Annotated in this window: 20 protein-coding genes, 1 pseudogene and 2 riboswitches; of the genes and pseudogenes, 6 read left to right on the top strand and 15 right to left on the bottom strand. The window is 62.6% G+C overall.

From position 1 onward, the window contains the following. The first annotated feature begins 19 nt into the window (after positions 1-19). Complete coding sequence (locus AB4N33_RS06870; RefSeq protein ID WP_368558263.1) at positions 20-295, top strand: peptidylprolyl isomerase; 276 nt, start codon at positions 20-22, stop codon at positions 293-295. 93 nt (positions 296-388) lie between these two features. On the opposite strand, the gene AB4N33_RS06865 is transcribed toward AB4N33_RS06870, so the two are convergent. The 10 genes from AB4N33_RS06865 to AB4N33_RS06820 form a co-directional block, all read right to left on the bottom strand. After that, a complete protein-coding gene (locus tag AB4N33_RS06865) occupies positions 389-1306 on the bottom strand; it encodes a sugar kinase (protein ID WP_476456791.1) in 918 nt (305 codons plus the stop codon). 127 nt (positions 1307-1433) lie between these two features. Then, entirely contained in the window at positions 1434-2651 is a 1218-nt protein-coding gene (locus AB4N33_RS06860) for an amino acid deaminase (protein WP_476456790.1), read from the bottom strand. A gap of 39 nt (positions 2652-2690) precedes the next feature. Then, positions 2691-3455 (bottom strand): IclR family transcriptional regulator, encoded by a 765-nt coding sequence (locus AB4N33_RS06855; RefSeq protein ID WP_460124794.1) that lies wholly within the window; start codon positions 3453-3455, stop codon positions 2691-2693. 154 nt (positions 3456-3609) lie between these two features. Continuing rightward, positions 3610-3999 (bottom strand): RidA family protein, encoded by a 390-nt coding sequence (locus tag AB4N33_RS06850; protein ID WP_476456789.1) that lies wholly within the window; start codon positions 3997-3999, stop codon positions 3610-3612. A 31-nt stretch (positions 4000-4030) separates the two neighbouring features. Next, complete coding sequence (locus tag AB4N33_RS06845; RefSeq protein WP_460141709.1) at positions 4031-4825, bottom strand: amino acid ABC transporter ATP-binding protein; 795 nt, start codon at positions 4823-4825, stop codon at positions 4031-4033. Next, positions 4822-5484, bottom strand: a complete 663-nt coding sequence (locus tag AB4N33_RS06840; protein ID WP_460124787.1) for an amino acid ABC transporter permease — start codon at positions 5482-5484, stop codon at positions 4822-4824. The genes AB4N33_RS06845 and AB4N33_RS06840 overlap by 4 nt, the downstream gene beginning before the upstream one ends. 8 nt (positions 5485-5492) lie before the next feature. Beyond that, the gene (locus AB4N33_RS06835) at positions 5493-6155 is read right to left on the bottom strand and encodes an amino acid ABC transporter permease (RefSeq protein WP_460141707.1); all 663 of its coding nucleotides are present in this window, start codon (positions 6153-6155) and stop codon (positions 5493-5495) included. Positions 6156-6204: 49 nt separating this feature from the next. Beyond that, a complete protein-coding gene (locus AB4N33_RS06830; protein ID WP_460141706.1) occupies positions 6205-7053 on the bottom strand; it encodes a transporter substrate-binding domain-containing protein in 849 nt (282 codons plus the stop codon). Between the two features lie 378 nt (positions 7054-7431). After that, positions 7432-8991 (bottom strand): TerC family protein, encoded by a 1560-nt coding sequence (locus AB4N33_RS06825; RefSeq protein WP_476456788.1) that lies wholly within the window; start codon positions 8989-8991, stop codon positions 7432-7434. A 370-nt stretch (positions 8992-9361) separates the two neighbouring features. Further along, entirely contained in the window at positions 9362-10228 is an 867-nt protein-coding gene (locus AB4N33_RS06820; RefSeq protein ID WP_460124775.1) for a LysR family transcriptional regulator, read from the bottom strand. Between the two features lie 164 nt (positions 10229-10392). Here AB4N33_RS06820 and AB4N33_RS06815 point away from each other — a divergent pair, with 164 nt between their 5' ends. Continuing rightward, entirely contained in the window at positions 10393-11934 is a 1542-nt protein-coding gene (locus tag AB4N33_RS06815; protein ID WP_476456787.1) for an MFS transporter, read from the top strand. 218 nt (positions 11935-12152) lie between these two features. Here AB4N33_RS06815 and AB4N33_RS06810 read toward each other — a convergent pair whose 3' ends face one another. The 4 genes and pseudogenes from AB4N33_RS06810 to cobW all read right to left on the bottom strand — a co-directional run bounded on the left by AB4N33_RS06810 (position 12153) and on the right by cobW (position 18890). Beyond that, complete coding sequence (locus AB4N33_RS06810; protein ID WP_476458790.1) at positions 12153-12758, bottom strand: vWA domain-containing protein; 606 nt, start codon at positions 12756-12758, stop codon at positions 12153-12155. Positions 12759-12813: 55 nt separating this feature from the next. After that, positions 12814-13812, bottom strand: a pseudogene (locus AB4N33_RS06805) (magnesium chelatase ATPase subunit I); the annotation flags it as partial. Between the two features lie 164 nt (positions 13813-13976). Next, entirely contained in the window at positions 13977-17825 is a 3849-nt protein-coding gene (gene cobN, locus AB4N33_RS06800) for a cobaltochelatase subunit CobN (protein ID WP_476456786.1), read from the bottom strand. A 3-nt stretch (positions 17826-17828) separates the two neighbouring features. Then, the gene (cobW, locus tag AB4N33_RS06795; RefSeq protein WP_460124766.1) at positions 17829-18890 is read right to left on the bottom strand and encodes a cobalamin biosynthesis protein CobW; all 1062 of its coding nucleotides are present in this window, start codon (positions 18888-18890) and stop codon (positions 17829-17831) included. Positions 18891-18989: 99 nt separating this feature from the next. Next, positions 18990-19202, bottom strand: a riboswitch (cobalamin riboswitch). A 164-nt stretch (positions 19203-19366) separates the two neighbouring features. Further along, a riboswitch (cobalamin riboswitch) is annotated at positions 19367-19593 on the top strand. A 118-nt stretch (positions 19594-19711) separates the two neighbouring features. Here cobW and AB4N33_RS06790 point away from each other — a divergent pair. The 4 genes from AB4N33_RS06790 to cobM all read left to right on the top strand — a co-directional run bounded on the left by AB4N33_RS06790 (position 19712) and on the right by cobM (position 21847). Continuing rightward, positions 19712-19906, top strand: coding sequence for a CbtB domain-containing protein (locus tag AB4N33_RS06790; protein WP_460124763.1), 195 nt, complete (start codon positions 19712-19714; stop codon positions 19904-19906). Positions 19907-19917: 11 nt separating this feature from the next. Continuing rightward, positions 19918-20610, top strand: a complete 693-nt coding sequence (locus AB4N33_RS06785; protein ID WP_476456785.1) for a CbtA family protein — start codon at positions 19918-19920, stop codon at positions 20608-20610. Beyond that, positions 20607-21020, top strand: a complete 414-nt coding sequence (locus tag AB4N33_RS06780) for a cobalamin biosynthesis protein (RefSeq protein ID WP_476456784.1) — start codon at positions 20607-20609, stop codon at positions 21018-21020. Before AB4N33_RS06785 ends, AB4N33_RS06780 begins: the two co-directional genes overlap by 4 nt. An 80-nt stretch (positions 21021-21100) precedes the next feature. Further along, on the top strand, positions 21101-21847 hold the full coding sequence (cobM, locus tag AB4N33_RS06775) for a precorrin-4 C(11)-methyltransferase (protein ID WP_476456783.1): 747 nt from the start codon (positions 21101-21103) through the stop codon (positions 21845-21847). A gap of 69 nt (positions 21848-21916) precedes the next feature. On the opposite strand, the gene nfuA is transcribed toward cobM, so the two are convergent. Further along, the gene (nfuA, locus tag AB4N33_RS06770) at positions 21917-22501 is read right to left on the bottom strand and encodes a Fe-S biogenesis protein NfuA (protein WP_007959519.1); all 585 of its coding nucleotides are present in this window, start codon (positions 22499-22501) and stop codon (positions 21917-21919) included. Positions 22502-22514 lie beyond the last annotated feature (13 nt).

Genomic DNA, 22514 nt, shown 5'->3' with positions numbered 1-22514 from the left:
GCTACAAGGTAATTGCCCCATGAAAGCTCAAGCCCGCCACATCCTGGTGAAAACCTCGGAAGAAGCCGAGCAGCTCAAGCAACGCATCGCCAAGGGCGAAGCGTTCGATGTGCTGGCCAAGAAGTATTCCACCTGCCCCTCCGGCAAACGCGGCGGTGACCTGGGCGAAGTGCGCCCTGGGCAGATGGTCGGGGCGATCGATGCGGTAATTTTCAAGAAACCGCTGCGGGTGGTGCATGGGCCGATCAAGAGCAAATTCGGGTATCACCTGGTGCAGGTGTTTTTCAGGGATTGAAGCCCTCATCGCGAGCAAGCTCGCTCCTACAGATGATCACATCCCCTGTGGGAGCGGGCTTGCTCGCGATCCGATGGCGCAGCCAGCGGCCATTCACCTAGCAATCAACGCCCCGCGCACCTGAATCACCTGCGCCGCCAAACCATGCCCCGCCTCCGCCGCCTCAACCGGGCTGCCTCCCATCAGCCGACTGGCCAGATACGCCGCGCTGAATGAATCCCCCGCCGCCGTCGTATCCACCACCTTCTCGACCTTCCGCGCCGGCACCTCCAATTGCTCGCCGTTGCAGCGAATCAGGCACGCCTCGGCACCGCGCTTGAGCACCACCTCCGGCGTGCCGATCTGCTCGTAGGCGGCGAACACCGCCTCGCAGTCGGCAAAATGAAACAGCGCCTGTTCGTCATCGACGGTGAGCAAAGCGAGGTCGATGTACGGCAGCACGCTGCGATACGCCGCGCGCGCTTCCTCGACGGATGCCCACAGGCGTGGCCGGTAGTTGTTGTCGAAGACGACCTTGGCATCGCGCAAACGGGCATCGATCAAGGCTTCGACCAGCTTGGCCCGGCCCTGCGCACCGAGTACCGCCAGGGTAATGCCGCTGAAGTACAGCACGTCGTAATCCGGCAGGGCCTTGAGAATCGGCGTGGCGGCCGGGGTGGTGAAGCACTCGCGGACCGCCGCCTCGTTGCGCCAGTACAGAAAGCGTCGCTCACCATTGGCATCGGTCTGGATGCAATACAAACCAGGCAAGCGACCCGGCAAACGCTGGACCATGCCCAGGCCGATGTTCTCCTCGGCCCAGCTGCGGCACATGGCGTCGCTGAAACTGTCGTCGCCCAGGGCGGTGACATAATCCACCTGGCCACATTCGCCCAATTCGCGGGACAGGTAGACGGCAGTGTTGAGTGTGTCGCCGCCGAAGCTTTGCCGCAGGCTGCCGTCGGCGTGGTGTTGCAGTTCGATCATGCATTCGCCGATGAGGGCGATGCGGGGGGTGTTGGGGGTGGTCATGGGGGTTGGGTCCCTGGTTTTTGTGTTGTCTTGTAGGGCCTCATCGCGGGCAAGCCCGCTCCTACAGGTGCGGTGATTCCCTGTAGGAGCGGGCTTGCCCGCGATGGCCGCAACTCGGTCTAAAGCCTTAGAAACAAGTCTCCATGGTCTCGATCACCGCCAACTGCTCATCCACCAAAAGCCCAACCCGCCACTTGTCGAACGTCAGGCACGGGTGCGAAGTGCCGAAGGAAATGATATCCCCCACCCGCAACTCAACCCCCGGCGCCACGGTCATGAATGCGTGCTGGTCCATCACCGCCGTCACCTTGCAGGCGCCGACATCGTCACCCACCGCAGGCACCACGCCGGCCTGGTAGCGCAGCAACGGCACGGGCAGCCCGGCGTCGTACGCCACGTCGCGTTTGCCCAGGGCAATCACCGCAAAACCCGGTTCCGGCAACGATTGCACGTGTGCCCAGACCTCCAGTGCCGGGCGCAGACCTTCGTGCAGGTCGCTGCGACGGTCGAGCACGCAGCATTGCGCCTCCTTGTAGATGCCGTGATCGTGTGCCACGTAACTGCCGGGACGCAGCACGCTGAGGAAGCGGCCGCCGGCGTTCTGTGCCTCGAAAGACTCGGCGATCAGGTCATACCAGGCCGAGCCCGACGCGGTGATGATCGGCTTGGCGATGTCGAAGGCGCCGCTGTCCCGCAGTTGCACCGCCAGGCGCACCAGCGAATCAGCGAACTGACGAATGCCGGCGATGGCATGGTCGCCATGGATGACCCCTTCGTAACCTTCGATACCGGTGAGCGCCAGGGCCGGTTGCGCGTCGATGGCCTTGGCCAGGTCGAGCACTTCCTGCTCGCTGCGACAACCGCAACGGCCACCGACCACGCCGTACTCGATCATGACGTTCAGGCGTACTCCGCGCGAGGCGAAATAGGCGCCCAGGTCCGCGACGTTGTCCGGGTGATCGACCATGCAGTAAAAATCGAACGTCGGGTCGGCCAGCAGGTCGGCAATCAGCGCCATGTTCGGCGTACCGACCAATTGGTTGGCCATCAACACCCGCCGCACGCCATGGGCATAGGCTGCGCGGGTTTGCGTGGCGCTGGCCAGGGTGATGCCCCAGGCGCCGGCGTCCAGTTGGCGGCGGAACAGCGCCGGGGTCATGCTGGTCTTGCCGTGAGGCGCCAACTCGGCGCCGCTGTCGCTGACGAACGCCTGCATCCAGCGAATGTTGTGTTCCAGCGCCTGGCGGTGCAGCACCAGCGCCGGCAGGCTGACGTCGCGCACCAGATGGGCGCCAATGCTGGCATCGCCTTTGGCCACGGCGTCGGTATTTTGGGCAGTAGACATGGTCGAACTCCTCACAGTCGCGGCCGCAGGCAGCCGCAGTTATTCGTTGATTCGCCGGGCAAGGCTGTTGGCGCTGTCGATCAGCACCCGGCGGTAGTCGTTATAGTTTTTCTTGGCGTCGGCCCGTGGCGCGACGATGCACAGGGTCGCAATGGCAACACCGTGGTTGTCCTTGACCGGAGCCGCAAAGCAGTGGGTGAAGGTGTCCGCGACGCTGTCGAACGAGAAAAAGCCGTCGATGGCGGCCTGACGGATTTCACCGAGAAATTGCTCCAGTGACAGACGTTCACCGTCCGGCAGGATGAAATCGTCCGGGTCAATCAGGTCAACGATCGCCTGGTCGCTCAGGTGGGCCAACAACAGGCGACCCGAGGCCGTCCATGGAATCGGGGCGTTTTCGCCGATGTCCGAGGAAATACGGAAATGCCGTTCGCCCTCCTTCATCAGCGCCACCGTGTATTTGCGCCCGTTGAGCAAGCACATCTGTGCAGTCTCGCGGGTCTGGCTGACGATTTCCTGCAAGGCATGGTCGGCCTCGCGGGTCAGGTCGAAATGGCGCAGGTGCGCCTGGCCAAGGAAATACAGCTGACGGCCCAGGTAGACGTGACCTTCCTTGCCCACCGGTTCGAGGATGCGTCGTTCCAGCAGCGAAGCCACCAGTTCATAGACCGTGGACTTGGGACTGCCGATGCCACTGGCGATGTCATTGGGACGCAGCGGCTGGCCGATCTCCTTGAGGAAATCGAGAATATCGAACGCCCGGTCCAGGCCACGCGCCCGGCGTTTGATGGTGTCTTCGGTCATGTCTGTGGTTCCCCTTGATAATGCCGGGATTTTAACCAGAGTGCAGCGGCGACCGTGAGGCCGCTATCGCGAGCAGGCTCGCTCCCACAGGATTTTGTGAACGCAGAAATCCCCTGTAGGAGCGGGCTTGCCCGCGATGGCCGCACCGCGATCCTCAGCCCTTCTTCTTGTAGGCAATACAGTCGATCTCAACCTTGCAATCGACCATCATGCTTGCCTGCACACAGGCCCGCGCTGGGGCGTGTTCGGGTTTGAAGTACTCGGAGAACACCTTGTTGAAACTGGTGAAATCCCGCGGGTCGTCCAGCCACACGCCCGCGCGCACCACGTCTTCGAGGCCATAACCGGCCTCTTCGAGAATGGCGATCAGGTTTTTCATGGTCTGGTGCGTCTGTTCAACGATGCCGCCATTGATGATTTCGCCATCCAGCGCCGGTACCTGCCCGGAAACATGCAGCCAGCCATCGGCTTCAACGGCGCGGGCAAAAGGGCGAGGCGTGCCGCCGGCAGCGCTGCTGCCGATGCCGTAACGCGTAATGCTCATGAGTGCTTCTCCTGCTTGGAAATAAAAGGGATCAAAACCGCGTGTTCTTGAGAAACTCAGCCAGACGCGGCGATTGTGGGCGTTCGAACAGCTCCTTGGGTGGCCCCTGCTCTTCGATGCGCCCTTGGTTCATGAATACGATCTTGTCCGAGACCTCGAAGGCGAAACGCATTTCGTGGGTCACCAGCAGCATGGTCATGCCTTCGTCCGCCAGGCCCTTGATCACGTTCAACACCTCGCCAACCAGCTCCGGATCGAGGGCCGAGGTGACTTCGTCGAACAGCATCAGGCTGGGGTTCATGGCGATGGCGCGGGCAATCGCCACGCGCTGTTGCTGACCACCGGACAACTGGCCGGGAAAGTGATTGCGTCGCTCCAGCAGGCCGACCCGATCCAGCCACTTCTCCGCCAGCGCCACGGCCTCGTCCTTGTGCAGCTTCTTGACCTTGAGCAACCCCAAGGTCACGTTCTGCAACGCGGTCAGGTGCGGAAACAGGTTGAACTGCTGGAACGCCATGCCGGTCATGGCACGATGCCGGGCAATGACTTTTTCCGCGTGGCGCACGCGCTTGCCATCGACTTCGTCATAGCCGATGGACTCGCCGTCGAGCATGATCTGCCCACCCTGGAATTCTTCGAGCATGTTCACGCAGCGCAGCAAGGTGGTCTTGCCCGAGCCGCTGGAGCCGATCAGCGTGACGACGTTGCCGCGTTGCATGGTCAGGTCGACGCCCTTGAGCACTTCAAGCTTGCCGTACTGTTTGTGCAAGCCACGAATGTCGAGCAGCGGTTGGCCGTTTTGTGCATTGGTTTGAGTCTGAATCATGGCAAGGCCACCCGCTTTTCAATGTGCCGGCCGAGTAATTCGATGGCGTAGTTGATGACGAAAAACAGAAATCCGGCGAACAGGTAAAACTCCAGGGTCATGAAGGTCCGGGCGATGATCTGCTGGGTACTGAGCAGCAACTCGGCTACACCGATGACCGATAACAGCGTCGAGGCCTTGACGATTTCGGTCGAGGAGTTGACCCAGGTCGGCAGGATCTGCCGCAACGCCTGAGGCAACAACACGTAGCCCAAGGCCTGGTAGAACGTTAGACCGATGGCCTTGCTCGCTTCCATCTGCCCACTGGGCAAGGCTTGCAACGCACCGCGCACAATCTCGGCGACGTGGGAGCCGCAGAACAGCGTCAGCCCCAGGGCGCCCGCCTGGAACGCACTGATCTTCCAGCCCAAAGCCGGCGCCATGTAGAAGCAGGCCAGCACCAGCACGAACACCGGTGTACCGCGAATCAGGTCGACGTAGAAACGAAACGGCGCACGCATCCAGAACTTGCCGTAGGTCAGCACCAGGCCGGCGACGATGCCGACCATCGTGCCCAAAAGGATCGCCAGCGCCGACACCTGCACACTGGTGAGAAAACCCTGCCACAGCACCTCGCGGGCAACCCACAACTCATGCAACCAACTGGGTGATTCGTACATGGGGCCTCCTATCGGCGGATCGCCAGACGCTGCTCGAGGTAACGCAGCAGCATGGCAATGAGGTAACAGGCCGCAACATAGAGCGCTGTCGTCACCAGCCAGGTTTCGATCACCCGGTAGCTCTCGACATTGATCTTGCGCGCGTAATAGGTCAGCTCCGGCACGGCAATCGCCGCCGCCAGCGAGGTGTCCTTGAACAGCGAAATGAAGTTGTTCGACAGCGCAGGCAGCACGTTGCGCAGCATCACCGGCACGGTGACGTAAGCCTTGACCTGCCACTCACCCAGGCCGATGGCCAGGCCGGCTTCGCGCTGCCCTTTGGGGATGCTCAGCAAACCGCCCCGGAACACCTCGGTCAGATAGGCCCCGGCATACAACGACAGGGTGATGATGAACGAGGGAATCTTGTCCAGGCGGATGCCCAGGCTCGGCAAGGCGAAGTAGATCAACAGGATCAGCACCAGGATGGGCGTGTTACGCACCACCGTCACATACACCGACGCCAGTACCCGCAACGCCCGGTGTTTGGACAGCAACGCAAACGCCATCATCAGGCCGATCACGCAGCCGATGGCGATCGACACCAGCGCCAATTGCAGGCCCAGGCCGAGCCCCGCCAGCAAGGTGTCGAAATCGCGCCACACGGCGGCAAAGTTCAACTGATAGTTCATGGTCAGCAATACCTTGAGCGGGGCGATTGTCCGCCCCGCTCCCACGGGGTCATTTGTATTCGACGGGGAAACCGATGGCTGGGGTTGGCAGGTCTACACCGAACCATTTTTTGAACGACTCGGCGTACATCGGAAACTCAACGCCCGTCATGGCCTCATGCAGGGCGGTGTTGACGAAGTTCAGCCAGTCCTGGTCGCCGCGCTTCACCGCGCAGGCATAGGTTTGCGGGCTCCAGGCGTAGGCCGGGCTGCGGTAGCGACCCGCGTTCTGCACCATCAGGTATTTGACCGAGGACTGATCGGTGGCTGCCGCGTCGGCGCGTCCGGAGTTCACGGCCTGATACATCAGGTCAACGCTGTCGTATTGATCGACCTTGGCCTTGGGCAGTGCCTGGTGCACCAGTTCCTCGGCATAGACGTTTTGCAGCACGGCCACGGTGACACTGTCGCCGGCGGCTTTCAGGTCTTCGATTTCCTTGTACTTGCTGTTGGCCGGCAGCAGCAGGCCGACGCCCTCGCGGTAGTACGGCAAAGTGAACGCCACCTGCTGGGCTCGGCTGGCGGTGACGGTGATGAACTGGCAACTGATGTCGACTTTGTCGGTCAGCAGGTTTGGAATCCTGGCATCGGAAGACTGCACCACGTACTCGACCTTGTCCGGATCGTTGAACAAGCCCTTGGCGATGATGTGTCCGATGTCGATATCAAAACCCTGCAACTTGCCATCCGCTCCCTGGAAGTGCCAAGGCGCATTGGTGCTGCCAGTGCCCACGATCAATTTGCCACGGGCCAGCACGCTATCGAGCTTGCTGTCCGCCGCCTGGGCCACGCCCATGGCAGCAGCCGAAGCTGCAAAAAGAAAAACACACGCTTTGAACAAGGAAGGTCGGCGATGCATGGCAAGCACTCCTGGATGTGAGTTATTCCGCTATACCGGAACATAGTATGTAACAGCGGAATAGACAGCAGAAAGTGTGCCACAGGTTGTAACGAGGTGGGAGCGAGATTTGAAAAGTGTTTTGAATCAGGGGGATGGGTTGTTCTAAGAAATTGCTGTTACCCGAGGAAGCAATGGCGCAGCGCTACCGTTGGCTACAGCGGGCGGGTATTTGCACCACATTGGACCGGCAAGCCCGCTTCCACAGAGGATCTGTGTCGTTCACAAATCCCCTGTAGGAGCGAGCATGATCGCGATGGTCGTCAACGATAACGCTGGAGGCCTGACACCCCGCGGTGCCTGGTCCTCCATCGCGAGCGTGCTCGCTCCTACAGTGGGTCAGGCGTCCATACGTGCCAGGAACACCCGCGTCACCCGTCGTTCTTCCACCGACACCACGGTCATCCGCCAACCTTCCCACTCATGGCTGTCGCCAATCATCGGCAAGCGGTCCAGCAGGCTGACCACCAGCCCGGCGAGGGTCTGGTAGTCGTCGGTCGGTTCGGCGGCAAAGCCGGTGCGTTGGCGCACCCGCGCCAGGTTCAGCGCGCCGCTGACCACAAAACCGCCCTTCTCCTCGACCACGTCCGGGCCTTCGATCTCGCTGGCGTCCGGCAGCTCGCCGGCAATGGACTCGAGGATATCGGTCATGGTCAGCACGCCGACGAAGTCACCGAATTCATTGACCACGAAGGCAATGTGGGTCGAAGCCTTGCGCATCTGCTCCAGGGCATTGAGGATCGAATAGCTGTCCAGCAGGTTGATGGCCTGGCGCGCCAGGTGTGCCAGATCGGGCTCGTTGCCACTCAGGTACTCCTTGAGCAGCTCCTTCTTGTGCACGAAGCCCAGCGGTTCATCCACCGCACCGTCACGGATCAGCGGCAAACGCGAATAGGACGAGTGCATCAAGCGTGTGCGAATGGTCTCGGCGTCATCGGCCAGGTCGATGTAGTCGACATCGGCGCGCACGGTCATCAGCGTGCGGATCGGTCGTTCGGCCAGTTGCAGCACACCGCTGATCATCACCCGTTCACGACGGTCGAACAGCTCTTCAGTCGGGGTCTCGCCGTTGTCCAGCATGTCGGCAATTTCTTCACCCACCTCTTCCGCCGCCAGTTTACGACCACCCAGCAAGCGCATCACCGCATGCGCAGTGCGTTCACGCATCGGCCGCAAGCCCTGCATCGAGCGTTTGCGTTTGGCCCGGGCGATCTGGTTGAACACCTCGATCAGGATGGAGAAACCGATGGCGGCATACAGGTAGCCTTTCGGGATGTGGAAGCCCAGGCCTTCGGCGGTCAGCGCAAAGCCGATCATCATCAAGAAGCCCAGGCACAGCATGATCACGGTCGGGTGAGCGTTGACGAAGCGGGTCAGCGGCTTGCTGGCGACGATCATCAAGCCGATGGAAATGATCACGGCGATCATCATCACCGCCAATTCATCCACCATGCCCACGGCGGTGATCACCGCGTCGAGGGAAAACACTGCATCGAGCACGACGATCTGCGCAACGATGGGCCAGAACATCGCGTAAGCGGTGTTGGCCGTGCGCTCGCCAACATGGCCTTCGAGGCGTTCGTGCAGCTCCATGGTGGCCTTGAACAACAGGAACACACCGCCGAACAGCATGATCAGGTCTCGTCCGGAAAAGCTCTTGTCGAACACCTCGAACAGTGGCTGGGTCAAGGTCACCAACCAGGAAATACTCGCCAGCAGGCCCAGGCGCATGATCAAGGCCAGGGACAAGCCGATGAGACGTGCACGGTCGCGCTGCTCGGGAGGCAACTTGTCGGCGAGGATGGCGATAAACACCAGGTTGTCGATGCCGAGCACCAGCTCCAGCACGATCAATGTCAACAGGCCCAGCCAGGCGGTGGGGTCAGCTAACCATTCCATATAAAAGTCTCGATCTCTTCGTTAATTCAGAATGCCGGGCACGGCAAAGCGCGGCGCAGAGGCCGTGGGGTTGCAATGACAAAGGAATTCAGGCGCCGAAAGACCGGGTGTTTTGCGTACGAGCAACGTGCGCGATGGCGCGAGGAGGAAGGGTAACTGGGAGGCTCCGAGAGGGTGTTCATGCAAATCCTGAAAGACAAATGGCCTTTGAGCGTACAGGCTAAAGGGATATTTCCCACAGCTGGAAATCATTACAAAATCTGTAGGAGCGAGCTTGCTCGCGATGACGGCGGCACATCCAACATCTTCGGCACAGACACGTCGCCATCGCGAGCAATCGAGCGTCGACCGGCTGCTCCTACAGGGGGATTCAACCAATTCGAACCCGCTCGATATACCGCATCACCGCCGCCGATTTCTCGAACCGCCGATGAATCAACGACAGCCACGAATTCGCCTCGTTGCCCTTGATCGACCGATACACCACACCGGGCAATCCCACATGCCCGACCACCGACTCGGGCACCACCGCCACGCCCTGCCCTAATGACACCAGCGCCAGGACCGCCACCAGCCCGCCCGGCTGCGCGCCCAGCTTCGGCGCAAACCCGCCTTGGGCGGCGACTTGCAGAGTGCCGCTGATCTGTTCCGGCAGGATGAACGTCTCGCCTTGCAGATGCTCAGGGCCAATCTCGCCCAAACGGCACAACCAGGACTCGCCGGGCAGCGCCAGCACAAAGCCCTCGGCATCCAGGCGAATCGCTTCCAGCCCCTCGGGCAAGGTCATGGGCGATCGAACATAGCCAATATCGAATCGCCCCTCCAAAACCATTGCCGGCAAGGACGCCATCGGATACTCGCGCACGTTGAGGCTCACATCCGGGCACTCGCGACTGAACGCCTGCACCTGCTTCTGCAACAGCCCGGAATACACGGCCGAAGCCACATAGCCCAATTCAATATGACCAATCTCCCCACGCCCCGCGCGCTGGGCATTTTGCTGGGCGTATTCGAACTGACGCACGGTCGCTTCGGCTTCGATCATCAGGGCGGCGCCGGCTTCGGTGAGGCTGACTTCGCGGGTCTGGCGTACGAACAGGCGGGTCCCGAGTTCGTTCTCCATGTCCTGGATCTGCCGGGTCAGGGTCGGTGGTGCAATCCCGAGCTGTTCAGCAGCGCGGGTGAAGTTGCCCTGCCGTGCAACGGCCAGGAAGTAACGGAAATGGCGGATGTCCATGGGGCATTAGCTCAAAGGTAATGAAATGCCGATCGCAGGCTAACAAAGCCACTGGATCGTCGCGATAAGCTCATCTGGCAATTACAGTAGAGAGCCCTTGCCATGCGCGTCAAACACCAAAACCTCCGCCATGCCAGCGACCTTGCTCAAAAGGCAATCACAGCATGAGCCCGGTCAATCCACGCCTCACGCTGTTGACGGCTTCCGGCGTCTGCTCGCTCATCGTCCTGGACACCAACATCGTAGCCGTCACCTTGCCGACGATCGCCCGCGACCTGGGGGCCAACTTCGCCGACATCGAATGGGTAGTCAGCGCCTACATGCTGGCGTTTGCCGCCCTGCTGTTACCCGCCGGCAGCATCGCCGACCGATTTGGCCGGCAGAAAATCCTGCTCTGCGGCCTGGGCCTGTTCATCCTGGCGTCCATCGGCTGCGGCGCGGCGCCCAGTGCGTTGTTTCTCGACATCGCCCGGGCCATCAAGGGCGTCGGCGCGGCGTTGCTGCTGACCTCGGCCCTGGCGTCGATTGGCCACACCTTTCACGATGAAGTGGAACGGGCCAAGGCCTGGGCATTCTGGGGCGCGTGCATGGGCGTGGCGATGACGGCCGCACCGACCATCGGCGGGCTGATCACCGAGTACATCGGCTGGCGCTGGATTTTCTACCTCAACCTGCCGGTGGGCCTGTTGCTGATGGTCATGGTCTGGCGCGCCGTGCCGGAATCCCGCGATCCACAATCCGCTCGACTTGATCCGTGGGGCAGCCTGGCGTTCAGCGGCAGTCTGTTGTGCCTGATCTGGGGCTTGATCGAGGCCAACCGGATCGGCTGGAGCAACCCGACCACCTACGCCCGCCTGCTCGGCGGTGCTTTGTTGCTAGGCCTCTTCGTGGTGATTGAAAAACTGCAACGGCGGCCAATGATCGACCTGCAACTGTTCAGGCACCCTCGTTTCATCGGTGCATTGCTGGGCATGTTCGCCTATGCCGGTTGCGCCCAGGTGATGATGACCCTGCTGCCGTTCTACCTGCAAAACGGCCTGGGTTTTTCGGCCATCGCTTCGGGCCTGGGCATGCTGCCCTTTGCCCTGACGATGCTGATCTGCCCGCGCATTGGCGTGCGCCTGTCCACTCGGTTCGCCCCGGCGACGATGATGGCCAGCGGATTGACGCTGGTCGGCTGCGGCAACCTGTTGAGCGCCTGGGCCGTCAGCAGCGGTGGTTACCTGCCCTTCGCCCTGGCGATTGCCGTTACCGGCGCCGGCGCGGGATTGCTCAATGGCGACACCCAGAAAAACATCATGGCCTGCGTGCCCCGCGAGCGCACCGGCATGGCATCGGGCATGAGCACCACCATGCGTTTCAGCGCCATTGTGCTGGCCATCGGCGTGTACGGTGCTTTGTTGTCCAGCCAAACCGGGCAATTACTGCACGCCAGCCTATCGGCACAGGGCGCGCAATGGCTGGGCCAGACCCAGGGCATCGCGTCACGGGTGGTGGCTGGCGACATGGCAGCGGCGATGAGCCTGCTGCCCGATAGCGCCCACGCATTGATCGAGCCCCTGGCGCGCCAGGCCTTCGTCGGCGGCTTCAGCATGCTTTTGTGGGTCGCCGGGCTACTGGCCTTGCTCGGTGCGCTGGTGGTGGGCACCTTGATGCGCAATCCGATACCCGCTCAGCCCGCGTCGCAAGCCCTGGTGCTTGAGTGACGCCAGCACCCGCTCGGCATTGGCTTCACAGCCCATGCCTTCGGGGCGAGTCTCGGAGTGCGATGGGTGGGGTGACAGCGAGTCCGCGTCAGCGTTGACGCCCCCCTGTAGGAGCGAGCTTGCTCGCGATGCAAGCCCAGACACCGCTGGGTGTCAGGCAGCCAGCGTCATCGTTGACGACCATCGCGAGTGAACTCGCTCCTACAGAGGTCCGGTGTTCACAGGGGCTCGTCGATGTGCCGGTACTCAGCGTGCAACTGCTGCGCCAATACCTTGCTGCGGCCCAGACGGATCGGGCCGCGCTCGATGTCGATCAGCAAGGCCGGGCAGTCCAGCGGCGCCAGGGCCGGGCAGTCCTTCAAACGTCCATCGGTGACCACCAGCACGCGCTGTTGCTCTGCCGGGAAGCTTTTTTTGCGGGCGCTCATCCAACGCTCGGCTTCTTGCAACGCTGCCAGCAAGGGCGTCCCGCCGCCGGCGCCCAGACCATCGAGCCAGTGACGCAAGCCGTTGGAAGCTTTCAAGCCCTGCACCTGCCATTTCGGCGCGGCACCGCTGGCCGTTAACAACGCCAGGCGTGCGCGTTGGCGGTAAGCGTCGTCGAACAGTTGCGCCAGCAAGCCCTTGGCATCGCTCAGGGCCTGATGGCGTCGAGTCGAAGCCGAGGCATCGACGATCACCAGCCACAACTCATGGGGTGAGCGGGTGCGCCATTGGAACAGCAACTGTGAACGCTGGCGCGGCCGGCCATTGAGCAAGGTGCCCGGCCAGTTCACCGAGCCGTCGCGCGCAGCACGCCGCTTGCCCTGATTGCCATGCTCCAGGCGTCCGGCGCGGGGTCTGGCATTCGCCCCCGCTTGCGATCGAGGGCGAATGCCTAGGGCTTTTTGGCCAGCTCGGCACTTCGCGACGGTCGCCGACCGGCAGGGCCTGGGCCGGCATTTCACCCCATTGCCCCTGGCCGGTGCCGGGGTGACTGTCTTGTTTAGAAGGTGCCTGCGCGGGTTGTTGCGGTGCCGGCGGCGAGGGTTCACGTCGACGATGGCGTAAGGCGAAATCGGCCACCGCGTCGATATCTTCCCTGCCAATCGCGCTCGCCCCTCGCCACGCCGCATGGGCACGGGCAGCGCGCAGCCAGACCAGATCGGCACGCAGACCATCGACGCCCGCTGCGAAACAGCGTTCGGTAATCTGCGCCAGGGCTTCGTCATCCAGCGGGATGTTGGCCAGATGGCGACGTGCCTGCTCGCAGCGCTCGCGCAGCGCCTGTTGCTGCGCTTCCCAGTGCGCACAAAAACCCTGCGGGTCGCTGTCGAAATCCAGGCGCCGACGGATGATCTGGCCACGCGCCTGTGGGGCGATATGACCGCCCAGGGCGACGTTCAAACCAAAGCGGTCGAGCAGCTGCGGACGCAACTCGCCCTCTTCCGGGTTCATCGTGCCAATCAGAACAAACCGGGCGGAATGCCGGTGGGAAATGCCATCGCGCTCGATCAGGTTGGTGCCACTGGCGGCGACGTCGAGCAACAGGTCGACCAGATGGTCCGGCAACAGGTTGACCTCATCCACGTACAGTACACCGCCGTCAGCCTTGGCCAGTACGCCCGGGGAAAACTGCGCATGCCCTTCGCTCAGGGCTGCTTCGAGGTCGAGGGTGCCGACCAGTCGCTCCTCCGTGGCGCCCAGCGGCAGGGTCACGAACTGGCCGCTGGCCAACAGGTCCGCCAGGCCCCGGGCCAGGGTCGACTTGGCCATGCCTCGAGGCCCCTCGATCAGCACACCCCCAATTTTCGGGTCGATGGCAGTCAGGTACAGCGCGAGTTTCAAGTCGTCGGCGCCGACCACGGCGGAAAGCGGGAAATGTGGGGTTTGGGTCATTAAGTCTGTCTCGATCGTGGTCGTCGTTTTATCAGCAACATATTTCCCCTGTGGGAGCGGGCTTGCCCGCGATAGTGGTGCGTCAGTAGATACATGAATCGCTGACCCAACGCTATCGCGGGCAAGCCCGCTCCCACAGGAGGCACAGCGTGTGTGGGGGGAAGCTAGCCATCTTCTTCTATATCCAACAACAGGTTTTCCAGTGCCTCGCGGTACTCCCCAGGCTCCTTCCACAGGCCTCGCTGCTGAGCTTCGAGCATGCGCTCGGTCATATCACGCAAGGCATGCGGGTTGTGTTCGCGCACAAAATCCCGGGTCCCCGGGTCCAGCAGATAGGCATCGGCCAGCAACGCGTACTGGTGATCGTCGATCAACTGCGTCGTCGCGTCGAACGCGAACAGGTTGTCCACCGTCGCCGCCATCTCGAACGCACCTTTATAGCCGTGACGCTTGACGCCCTCCAGCCACTTCGGGTTGGCGGCTCGCGAGCGAATGACCCGGTTCAGTTCTTCCTTTAACGTGCGGATCTTCGGCAGGTCCGGCTGACTGTGGTCGCCGTGGTAACTGGCGGCCGCAACGCCGCCGAGGCTTTCCACGGCGGCGAGCATGCCGCCCTGGAACTGGTAATAGTCGTTGGAATCGAGCAAGTCGTGCTCGCGGTTGTCCTGGTTTTGCAACACCGCCTGGACCTGGCTCAAGCGCCGGGCGAACTGCTCGCGTGCAGCGGTGCCTTCGTCGGACCCGCCGTAGGCATAGCCGCCCCAATTCAGGTACACCTCGGCCAGGTCCTCGCGGCTTTGCCACAGGCGACCGTCGATGGCGCCCTGCACACCGGCACCGTAGGCCCCTGGCTTGGCGCCGAAAATGCGCCAACCGGCCTGGCGTCGCGCCGCGTCTTCATCGAACCCGGCCTGCAGCAGGTTCTCACGCTCGGCCCGCACTTTGGCGGCCAACGGATTCAGATCATCCGGTTCGTCGAGCGAAGCGACGGCTTGCACCGCAGCGTCGAACAGACGAATCAGGTTGGCGAACGCATCGCGGAAGAACCCGGAAACGCGCAAGGTCACGTCCACCCGCGGGCGGTCGAGCAGGCTCAACGGCAGGATCTCGAAATCGTCGACGCGCTGACTGCCCGTGGCCCACACCGGTCGCACGCCCATCAACGCCATGGCCTGCGCGATGTCGTCGCCACCGGTGCGCATGGTCGCGGTGCCCCACACCGACAAACCAAGCTGGCGTAGATGATCGCCATGGTCTTGCAGATGTCGTTCAAGAATCAGGTTGGCGGACTGGAAGCCTATGCGCCACGCGGTGGTGGTGGGCAGGTTGCGCACGTCCACCGAATAGAAGTTGCGCCCGGTGGGCAGCACGTCCAGGCGACCGCGACTCGGCGCACCGCTGGGCCCGGCGGGCACGAAGCGGCCACTCAAGGCGTCGAGCAGGCCTCGCATTTCTGCGGGGCCGCAGGCGTCGAGGCGTGGGGCGACGACTTCGTTCAGGTGGTCGAGGATCGTGTTCACTTCAGACCAGTCACCCCCATCCTGTAGGAGCGAGCATGCTCGCGATGGTGTGTCAGTCGCCGCCAGAGTGTCTGATACTCCATCGCGAGCATGCTCGCTCCTACAGAGGGCGGTGTTCAGCGTTTGCGAGATCAGTTCGCTGGCAAACAACTCCAGCCGCTCACGGGTATCCCCCGCCGTGCGCCACAGTTCATCACTGACGGCCAGCAACGCCTCCGGTCTCGGCCCGCCCCACGGATCGGCCAGCGCGCAATCGAGCGGATCAACCCCTAATCCGAATGCCTTGGCCAATGTCCGCAACAAGCTCGACTGCGCCCCGCGCCCATCACCACGTGGGATGCGCAGCAATGCCAGCAGCGTATCGATGCGCAAACGTCCGGTCGGAGATTCGCCGAAAATGTGCAGGCCATCGCGGATTTGCGATTCCTTCAAGTCGCACAAATACGTATCCAGGCGCGGCAACCAGATCGCCGCGTCGGCGTCACTGTCCAGGCTTTCGTCCAGCTGCAACTCGCGGTCGATGTGGGTCTCGCGCACCAATTGCAGGATGTCACGCTGCAACTCCCGCGCCCGCCGTGGGTCGAGCAGTTGCGCTTCGTAATACTCGTCGGCCAACAATTCCAGGTTGCGCAGCGGCCCGTAGGTTTCTGCGCGGGTGAGCGGTGGCATCAGGTGATCGATGATCACCGCTTGCGTGCGCCGTTTGGCCTGGGCGCCCTCGCCCGGATCGTTGACGATGAACGGGTAGATATTCGGTAGCGGCCCGAGCAACGCGTCCGGCCAGCAGTTTTCCGACAGGCCAACGCCCTTGCCCGGCAACCATTCGAGGTTGCCGTGCTTGCCCACGTGAATCACACCGTGCGCACCGTAGGCGTGACGCAACCAGAAGTAGAACGCCAGGTAGCCATGCGGCGGCACCAGGTCCGGGTCGTGATAGACCGCGCTCGGGTCCACCTGATAGCCACGGGCCGGCTGGATGCCGACAAACGTCAGGCCCAAGCGCAGCCCGGCGATCATCATTCGCCCTCCCCGGCACATCGGGTCTTGCTCCGGCTCGCCCCAGCGCTCCAGCACCGCCCGCCGATTGGCTTCGGGCAAGGCATCGAACAGTCGCGTGTAGTCATCCAGCGCGAGGCTCTGATGGCACGGACGCTGGTCGAGATTGTCGAGGTCATTGCTGACGCCACCGAGCAATTGCTGGATCAACGCGGTGCCGCTGTCCGGCAATTCGGCCGGCAGCGGGTAACCTTGCTCGTGCAACGCCCGAAGGATGTTCAGGGCGGCGGCCGGCGTATCGAGGCCGACGCCGTTGCCAATGCGCCCATCCCGGGTCGGATAATTGGCGAGGATCAAGGCAATGCGTTTCTCCCCGTTGGGCACCCGCGCAAGTTCCACCCAGCGCCGCGCCAGCTCAGCGACAAAATCCATGCGCTCGGGCGCTGCCCGGTAGCACACCACATCGGACTGGCTGCGTTCGCTGCGCCAGGCCAGGTCCTTGAAACTGATCGGGCGGCTGATGATGCGTCCATCCAGCTCCGGCAGCGCAATGTGCATCGCCAGGTCACGCGGGCCCAGCCCTTGCTCGCTGTCACGCCAGCCGGGCTCGTTGTCCTGGGCACAGATGGCCTGGATCACCGGGATATTGCGACGAAACGGACGCAGGTGCGGCGCTTCCGGGCTGGATTGAGCAAAGCCGGTGGTGTTGAGGATCACCGCCGCGTCGACCTGGTCCAGCCAGTCCTCGACCACCGTCAGGCAACCGGGCTCTTTCAGGCTGGCCACCGCAATCGGCAAGGGATTGAGCCCCGCCGCTTGCAAGCGCTGGCAGAACACATCGATGAAGCCCGTGTTCGCCGCCTGCAAGTGCGAGCGGTAAAACAGCACTGCCGCCATTGGCTTCCCGGCCTCCCAGACGGCTTGCCAGTCGCTGAGCACAGCCGGGCTTTTGCTCGGGTGATAGATCGCGGTGCGCGGCAGGGCTTGCGGTTCACTCCAGGTGTAATCGCGACCGAGCCAGCGACTCGCCAAACAGCGGAACAGGTCCAGGGCGTTGGCCATGCCGCCCTGGCGCAGGTAGTGCCAGAGCCGGTCACGCTCTTCGACCGCTACCGTGCTCAGGTCGCTGAGTTCGGGGTCCGGGCGGTCGTCACCGGGCACCAGAATCAATTGCACGCCGCGCCGGGACAGCTCGATCAGTTGCTCGACGCCATAGCGCCAATAGGCGATGCCGCCGTGCAGCGAAATCAGGATCACCTTGGCATGGCGCAACACTTCATCGACGTACAAATCCACCGAGGCGTGATTCTGCACCTGCATCGGATTGGCCAGGCGCACGCTCGGGTAATCGTCGGGTAACTGTTGCGCGGCCTCGGCGAGCAAGGCGAGGCTGGAGTCGCCACTGCACAGGATCACCAGCTCGGCGGGGGTTTGTCCAAGGTCGGCGATGTTGTCATCCGACACGAAACCGCCGGGCTGGGTCCTGAGCAGGTGCATGGGTTACACGCTGAGCGCGGCGCGCAGTTGCGCTTCGAGTTGCACGGCGTCCAGCGCCTGGCCGATCAGCACCAGGCGTGTGGTGCGCGCTTCATCGGCGCCCCACTGGCGGTCGAAGTGCTTGTCGAAACGTGTGCCCACACCTTGGATCAGCAGGCGCATGGGCTTGTTGGGGATGGCCGCAAAGCCCTTGACGCGCAGGATGTCGTGCTTGATCACCAACTGGGTCAGCGCATCCAGCAACAGGCTCTCGTCGGCCTGGGGCAATTCGATGGAGATGGAGTCGAACGCGTCGTGATCGTGATCGTCCTCGCCTTCGTGGTGGTGATCGTGGTGACTGTGACGGCTGTCGATGTGTTCTTCGGAACCGGCACCCAGGCCGATCAGCACATCGAGCGGCAAGCGACCGCTGCTGGCTTCGATGATCTTGACCGCCGGCGGCAATTCTTCGGCGACTTCCAGGCGCACGCGAGCCAGGTCTTCAGGGTTGATCAGGTCGGCCTTGTTGAGAATCACCAGGTCGGCGCTGGCCAGTTGGTCGGCGAACAGCTCGTGCAGGGGCGACTCGTGGTCCAGGTTCGGATCGAGTTTACGCTGGGCGTCGACTTGATCCGGGAATGCGGCGAAAGTGCCGGCAGCGACGGCCGGGCTGTCGACCACGGTGATCACCGCGTCGACTGTGCAGGCGCTGCGGATTTCCGGCCACTGAAAGGCTTGCACCAATGGTTTGGGCAGTGCCAGGCCAGAGGTTTCGATGAGGATGTGGTCGAGATCGCCCCGGCGCGCCACCAGTTCGCGCATCACCGGGAAGAACTCCTCCTGCACGGTGCAGCACAGGCAGCCGTTGGCCAGTTCGAAGACACGACCGACGGCTTCTTCCTCGGTGCAGCCGATGGAGCACTGCTTGAGGATTTCGCCATCGATGCCCAGCTCGCCGAACTCGTTGACGATTACGGCGATACGACGGCCCTGGGCGTTGTCGAGCATGTGGCGCAGCAAGGTGGTCTTGCCCGAGCCGAGAAAGCCGGTGACGATGGTGACGGGGAGTTTGGCCAGTGTTTTCATCGGATGCCCTTTGGCAAGGTGGCGGGCATACGGGACGACAAGCGCTGCAACAGCGGTGCGCGCAAGAGTTTCGCCACCGGATCACCCCGCCCGGTTGTAGTGAGAATCTGGATCGAGGCAGGTCTCCTGGCTGACAGTGTGCCGGGCGGTTGGCCCGGCATTCGCTGCGCCTTCCCGCGAACCCATTGTGCAGGGCTTGCAGTGGCGTGGCAGCGAACATCACCATTCACAGTTGCGGGGGCAGCCGCGGCATTGACCGCGTTCCCTTCTTAGCTTCGACAATGGCGAAGAACCTCGAAGCGACAAGGCTACGCATGGTCTGTGGGCGGGTCAAATTCTTGTGGCGGCAATCGGGACGCCATCGCGGGCAAGCCCGCTCCCACAATGGGCCGGTGTCCGCAGTCCCCTGTGGGAGCGGGCTTGCTCGCGATGGGCGCGACCCGGTCTCGATTGACGGCAAAGCCGCCCCATGCTCTCCTACACGCCTTGTTACGGGTGCCCTTCACAGGGTGAAACGGGAAACCGGTGAATCATGTGCTTTACTCAAGCCCATGTCAGTCCGGTGCTGCCCCCGCAACGGTAAGCGAGCGAAGAATCAGATCCACTGTGCCGATCATCGGCATGGGAAGGCGATTCTTGCAGGTTTCGGCAGATGCCCAAGCCCCTCGCGAGCCCGGAGACCGGCCCGCAACACACAGTGACGATACGATCACGAAAACAACAAACCCGCGGTGGGCGGGCGCTGTTTGAACCTCTGCGTGCACGCTACGCAGGGTGTCTGCATGCGCTCTCGTCACCCTGACAGAACAGAGGGAAGCGCCATGTCGATCATCAGCAGCACCGGCCACGCACCGGCCAGCAGCCACACAACCACCCTGACCCAACGCCTGACCGTCGCCGTCTGCGCATCAATCCTGGGCGCGTGCCTGGTCTACTTCGCCGGTTTCTCGCACATCGAAGCGGTCCACAACGCCGCCCACGATACCCGCCACAGCGCCGCGTTCCCTTGCCATTGAGACCTGACGACATGATCAAGCGTATCGCGCAAACCGCAGGTTTTTCCGGACTGCTGGCCGCCCTGCTGCTCACGCTGCTGCAAAGTTTCTGGGTTTCGCCGCTGATTTTGCAGGCCGAAACCTACGAGAAATCCGAGCCTGCCGCCGTTGAAGTGCATGAACACGCTGCCGGCACGGCCGCGCACAACCACGACACCGAAGCCTGGGAGCCGGAAGACGGCTGGCAGCGCGTGCTGTCGACCACCGGTGGCAACCTTGTCGTCGCCGTCGGTTTTGCACTGATGCTCGCCGGCCTCTACACCCTGCGCGCACCGACCAAAACTGCACAGGGCCTGCTCTGGGGCCTGGCGGGCTACGCCACTTTCGTGCTGGCGCCAACCCTCGGCCTGCCCCCTGAACTGCCGGGCACCGCCGCGGCGGATCTCGCGCAACGGCAAATGTGGTGGATCGGCACCGCCGCTTCGACCGCTGTCGGCATTGCCCTGATCGTGTTCAGCCGCCATTGGCTGATGAAATTGCTGGGCGTGGCGATCATCGCCGTTCCGCATGTGATCGGCGCACCGCAGCCGGAGGTGCATTCGATGCTCGCGCCAGAAGCGTTGGAAACGCAATTCAAGATGGCTTCGCAACTGACTAACGTCGCGTTTTGGTTGGCCCTTGGCTTGCTCAGCGCCTGGCTGTTCCGTCGTCAGAACCAGGCATGATCATTGAAAGCACAGCGCCGACCCTGGTGGTCGGCCTGGGCTGTCAGCGCGGCTGCCCGGTCGAAACGCTGCGCGCTTTGCTCGACCAGGTCCTCCAGGCTCATCAAATCGAACTGCGTCAAATACAGGCCCTGGCCAGCATCGACCTGAAACGTGACGAGCCCGGCCTGATCGAACTGGCTGCACAACTCGACCTGCCGCTGACGTATTTCAACAGTGAACAACTGGCGCCCTACGAGCCGTGCTTAAGCCACCGTTCGCAGATCGCCTTCGAACGCACCGGCTGCTACGGCGTGGCCGAGAGCACCGCCCTCGCCCTCGCCGAACAACTCGCTCAGGCACCGGCGACCTTGCTGATTTCACGACAAAAATACGCCCAGGCGACACTGGCATTGGCCGGCGCAGCGTAAAATCCCGATAATCCCCGCCCCTGAACATGAGCAATCTTCATCTGAAGCCTTGCCCAACCCTTTTTTGACAGGAAACGACGATGACCGTCTACTTCATTGGCGCAGGTCCCGGCGATCCGGAAATGATCACGGTCAAAGGCCAGCGCCTGATCCGCAGCTGTCCGGTGATCATCTACGCCGGCTCCCTTGTGCCCGCCGCCGTGCTGGAAGGCCATAGCGCCGAACAGGTGGTCAACAGCGCCGAACTGCACCTGGAGCAGATCATCGAACTGATCAAGGCCGCCCATGCCAATGGCCAGGACGTGGCGCGGGTGCATTCCGGCGACCCGTCCCTGTATGGCGCGATTGGCGAGCAGATCCGCTATTTGCGCGAGCTGGGCATACCATTCGAGGTCGTCCCCGGCGTCACTGCGACGGCGGCCTGCGCCGCGTTGCTGGGCGCAGAACTGACCCTGCCGGACGTATCACAGAGTGTGATCCTGACCCGTTACGCCGATAAGACCGCGATGCCGGTCGGTGAAGAGCTGGGCAGTCTGGCGCAGCACGGAGCGACCATGGCGATTCATCTGGGCGTCAACCATTTGCGCAAAATCCTGGCTGAATTGCTGCCGCATTACGGCGCCGATTGCCCCATTGCCGTGATACACCGGGCGACCTGGCCGGATCAGGACTGGGTAGTGGGGACGATCGAGGATATTGCCGCAAAGGTTGAAGCCAAGGGGTTTCGGCGCACGGCGTTGATTCTGGTTGGGCGGGTGCTGGGCAGTGATCAGTTCAGTGAGTCGTCGTTGTATCGGGCTGGGCATGCGCATCTGTATCGCCCTTGAGGCCCTCGAATTTGACGCATAAAAAAACGGCGCTCACGGGGCGCCGTTTTTCATGTCGCAGCGAACACCTTAGTAGTAGGCGTTTTCTTTCTGCGTGTGGTCGGTCACGTCGCGAACGCCCTTGAGCTCGGGGATGCGCTCGAGCAAGGTCCGCTCGATGCCTTCCTTCAAGGTTACGTCGGCCTGGCCACAGCCCTGGCAACCGCCGCCGAACTGCAGAACGGCGATGCCGTCCTCCACCACGTCGATCAGGCTGACCTGACCGCCGTGGCTGGCCAGCCCCGGGTTGATCTCGGTTTGCAGGTAGTAGTTGATACGCTCGTTGATCGGGCTGTCGGCGTTGACCATCGGTACTTTGGCGTTTGGCGCCTTGATGGTCAGTTGGCCACCCATACGGTCGGTGGCGTAGTCCACGACCGCGTCATCCAGGAAAGCTTCGCTGAACGAGTCGATGTAGGCAGTGAAGCTTTTCAGCCCCAGTGCGGTGTCTTCGGGTTTTTCCTCGCCCGGCTTGCAATAGGCAATGCAGGTTTCGGCGTATTGGGTGCCGGGCTGGGTGATGAAGACGCGGATGCCGATGCCTGGAGTGTTCTGCTTGGAGAGCAGATCGGCCAGGTAATCGTGGGCGGCGTCGGTGATAGTAATAGCAGTCATGGAAACTCCTCAC

The sequence above is a fragment of the Pseudomonas sp. S1_E05 genome, from assembly GCF_056337105.1.
This window is presented reverse-complemented; position numbering and strand designations above follow the sequence as displayed.

What these genes read in the sequence shown, in the direction of transcription:
- AB4N33_RS06870 (WP_368558263.1), top strand. Translation starts at nt 20, where the DNA reads ATGAAAGCTCAAGCCCGCCACATCCTGGTGAAAACCTCGGAAGAAGCC.
- AB4N33_RS06865 (WP_476456791.1), bottom strand. Translation starts at nt 1,306, where the DNA reads ATGACCACCCCCAACACCCCCCGCATCGCCCTCATCGGCGAATGCATG.
- AB4N33_RS06860 (WP_476456790.1), bottom strand. Translation starts at nt 2,651, where the DNA reads ATGTCTACTGCCCAAAATACCGACGCCGTGGCCAAAGGCGATGCCAGC.
- AB4N33_RS06855 (WP_460124794.1), bottom strand. Translation starts at nt 3,455, where the DNA reads ATGACCGAAGACACCATCAAACGCCGGGCGCGTGGCCTGGACCGGGCG.
- AB4N33_RS06850 (WP_476456789.1), bottom strand. Translation starts at nt 3,999, where the DNA reads ATGAGCATTACGCGTTACGGCATCGGCAGCAGCGCTGCCGGCGGCACG.
- AB4N33_RS06845 (WP_460141709.1), bottom strand. Translation starts at nt 4,825, where the DNA reads ATGATTCAGACTCAAACCAATGCACAAAACGGCCAACCGCTGCTCGAC.
- AB4N33_RS06840 (WP_460124787.1), bottom strand. Translation starts at nt 5,484, where the DNA reads ATGTACGAATCACCCAGTTGGTTGCATGAGTTGTGGGTTGCCCGCGAG.
- AB4N33_RS06835 (WP_460141707.1), bottom strand. Translation starts at nt 6,155, where the DNA reads ATGAACTATCAGTTGAACTTTGCCGCCGTGTGGCGCGATTTCGACACC.
- AB4N33_RS06830 (WP_460141706.1), bottom strand. Translation starts at nt 7,053, where the DNA reads ATGCATCGCCGACCTTCCTTGTTCAAAGCGTGTGTTTTTCTTTTTGCA.
- AB4N33_RS06825 (WP_476456788.1), bottom strand. Translation starts at nt 8,991, where the DNA reads ATGGAATGGTTAGCTGACCCCACCGCCTGGCTGGGCCTGTTGACATTG.
- AB4N33_RS06820 (WP_460124775.1), bottom strand. Translation starts at nt 10,228, where the DNA reads ATGGACATCCGCCATTTCCGTTACTTCCTGGCCGTTGCACGGCAGGGC.
- AB4N33_RS06815 (WP_476456787.1), top strand. Translation starts at nt 10,393, where the DNA reads ATGAGCCCGGTCAATCCACGCCTCACGCTGTTGACGGCTTCCGGCGTC.
- cobN (WP_476456786.1), bottom strand. Translation starts at nt 17,825, where the DNA reads ATGCACCTGCTCAGGACCCAGCCCGGCGGTTTCGTGTCGGATGACAAC.
- cobW (WP_460124766.1), bottom strand. Translation starts at nt 18,890, where the DNA reads ATGAAAACACTGGCCAAACTCCCCGTCACCATCGTCACCGGCTTTCTC.
- AB4N33_RS06790 (WP_460124763.1), top strand. Translation starts at nt 19,712, where the DNA reads ATGTCGATCATCAGCAGCACCGGCCACGCACCGGCCAGCAGCCACACA.
- AB4N33_RS06785 (WP_476456785.1), top strand. Translation starts at nt 19,918, where the DNA reads ATGATCAAGCGTATCGCGCAAACCGCAGGTTTTTCCGGACTGCTGGCC.
- AB4N33_RS06780 (WP_476456784.1), top strand. Translation starts at nt 20,607, where the DNA reads ATGATCATTGAAAGCACAGCGCCGACCCTGGTGGTCGGCCTGGGCTGT.
- cobM (WP_476456783.1), top strand. Translation starts at nt 21,101, where the DNA reads ATGACCGTCTACTTCATTGGCGCAGGTCCCGGCGATCCGGAAATGATC.
- nfuA (WP_007959519.1), bottom strand. Translation starts at nt 22,501, where the DNA reads ATGACTGCTATTACTATCACCGACGCCGCCCACGATTACCTGGCCGAT.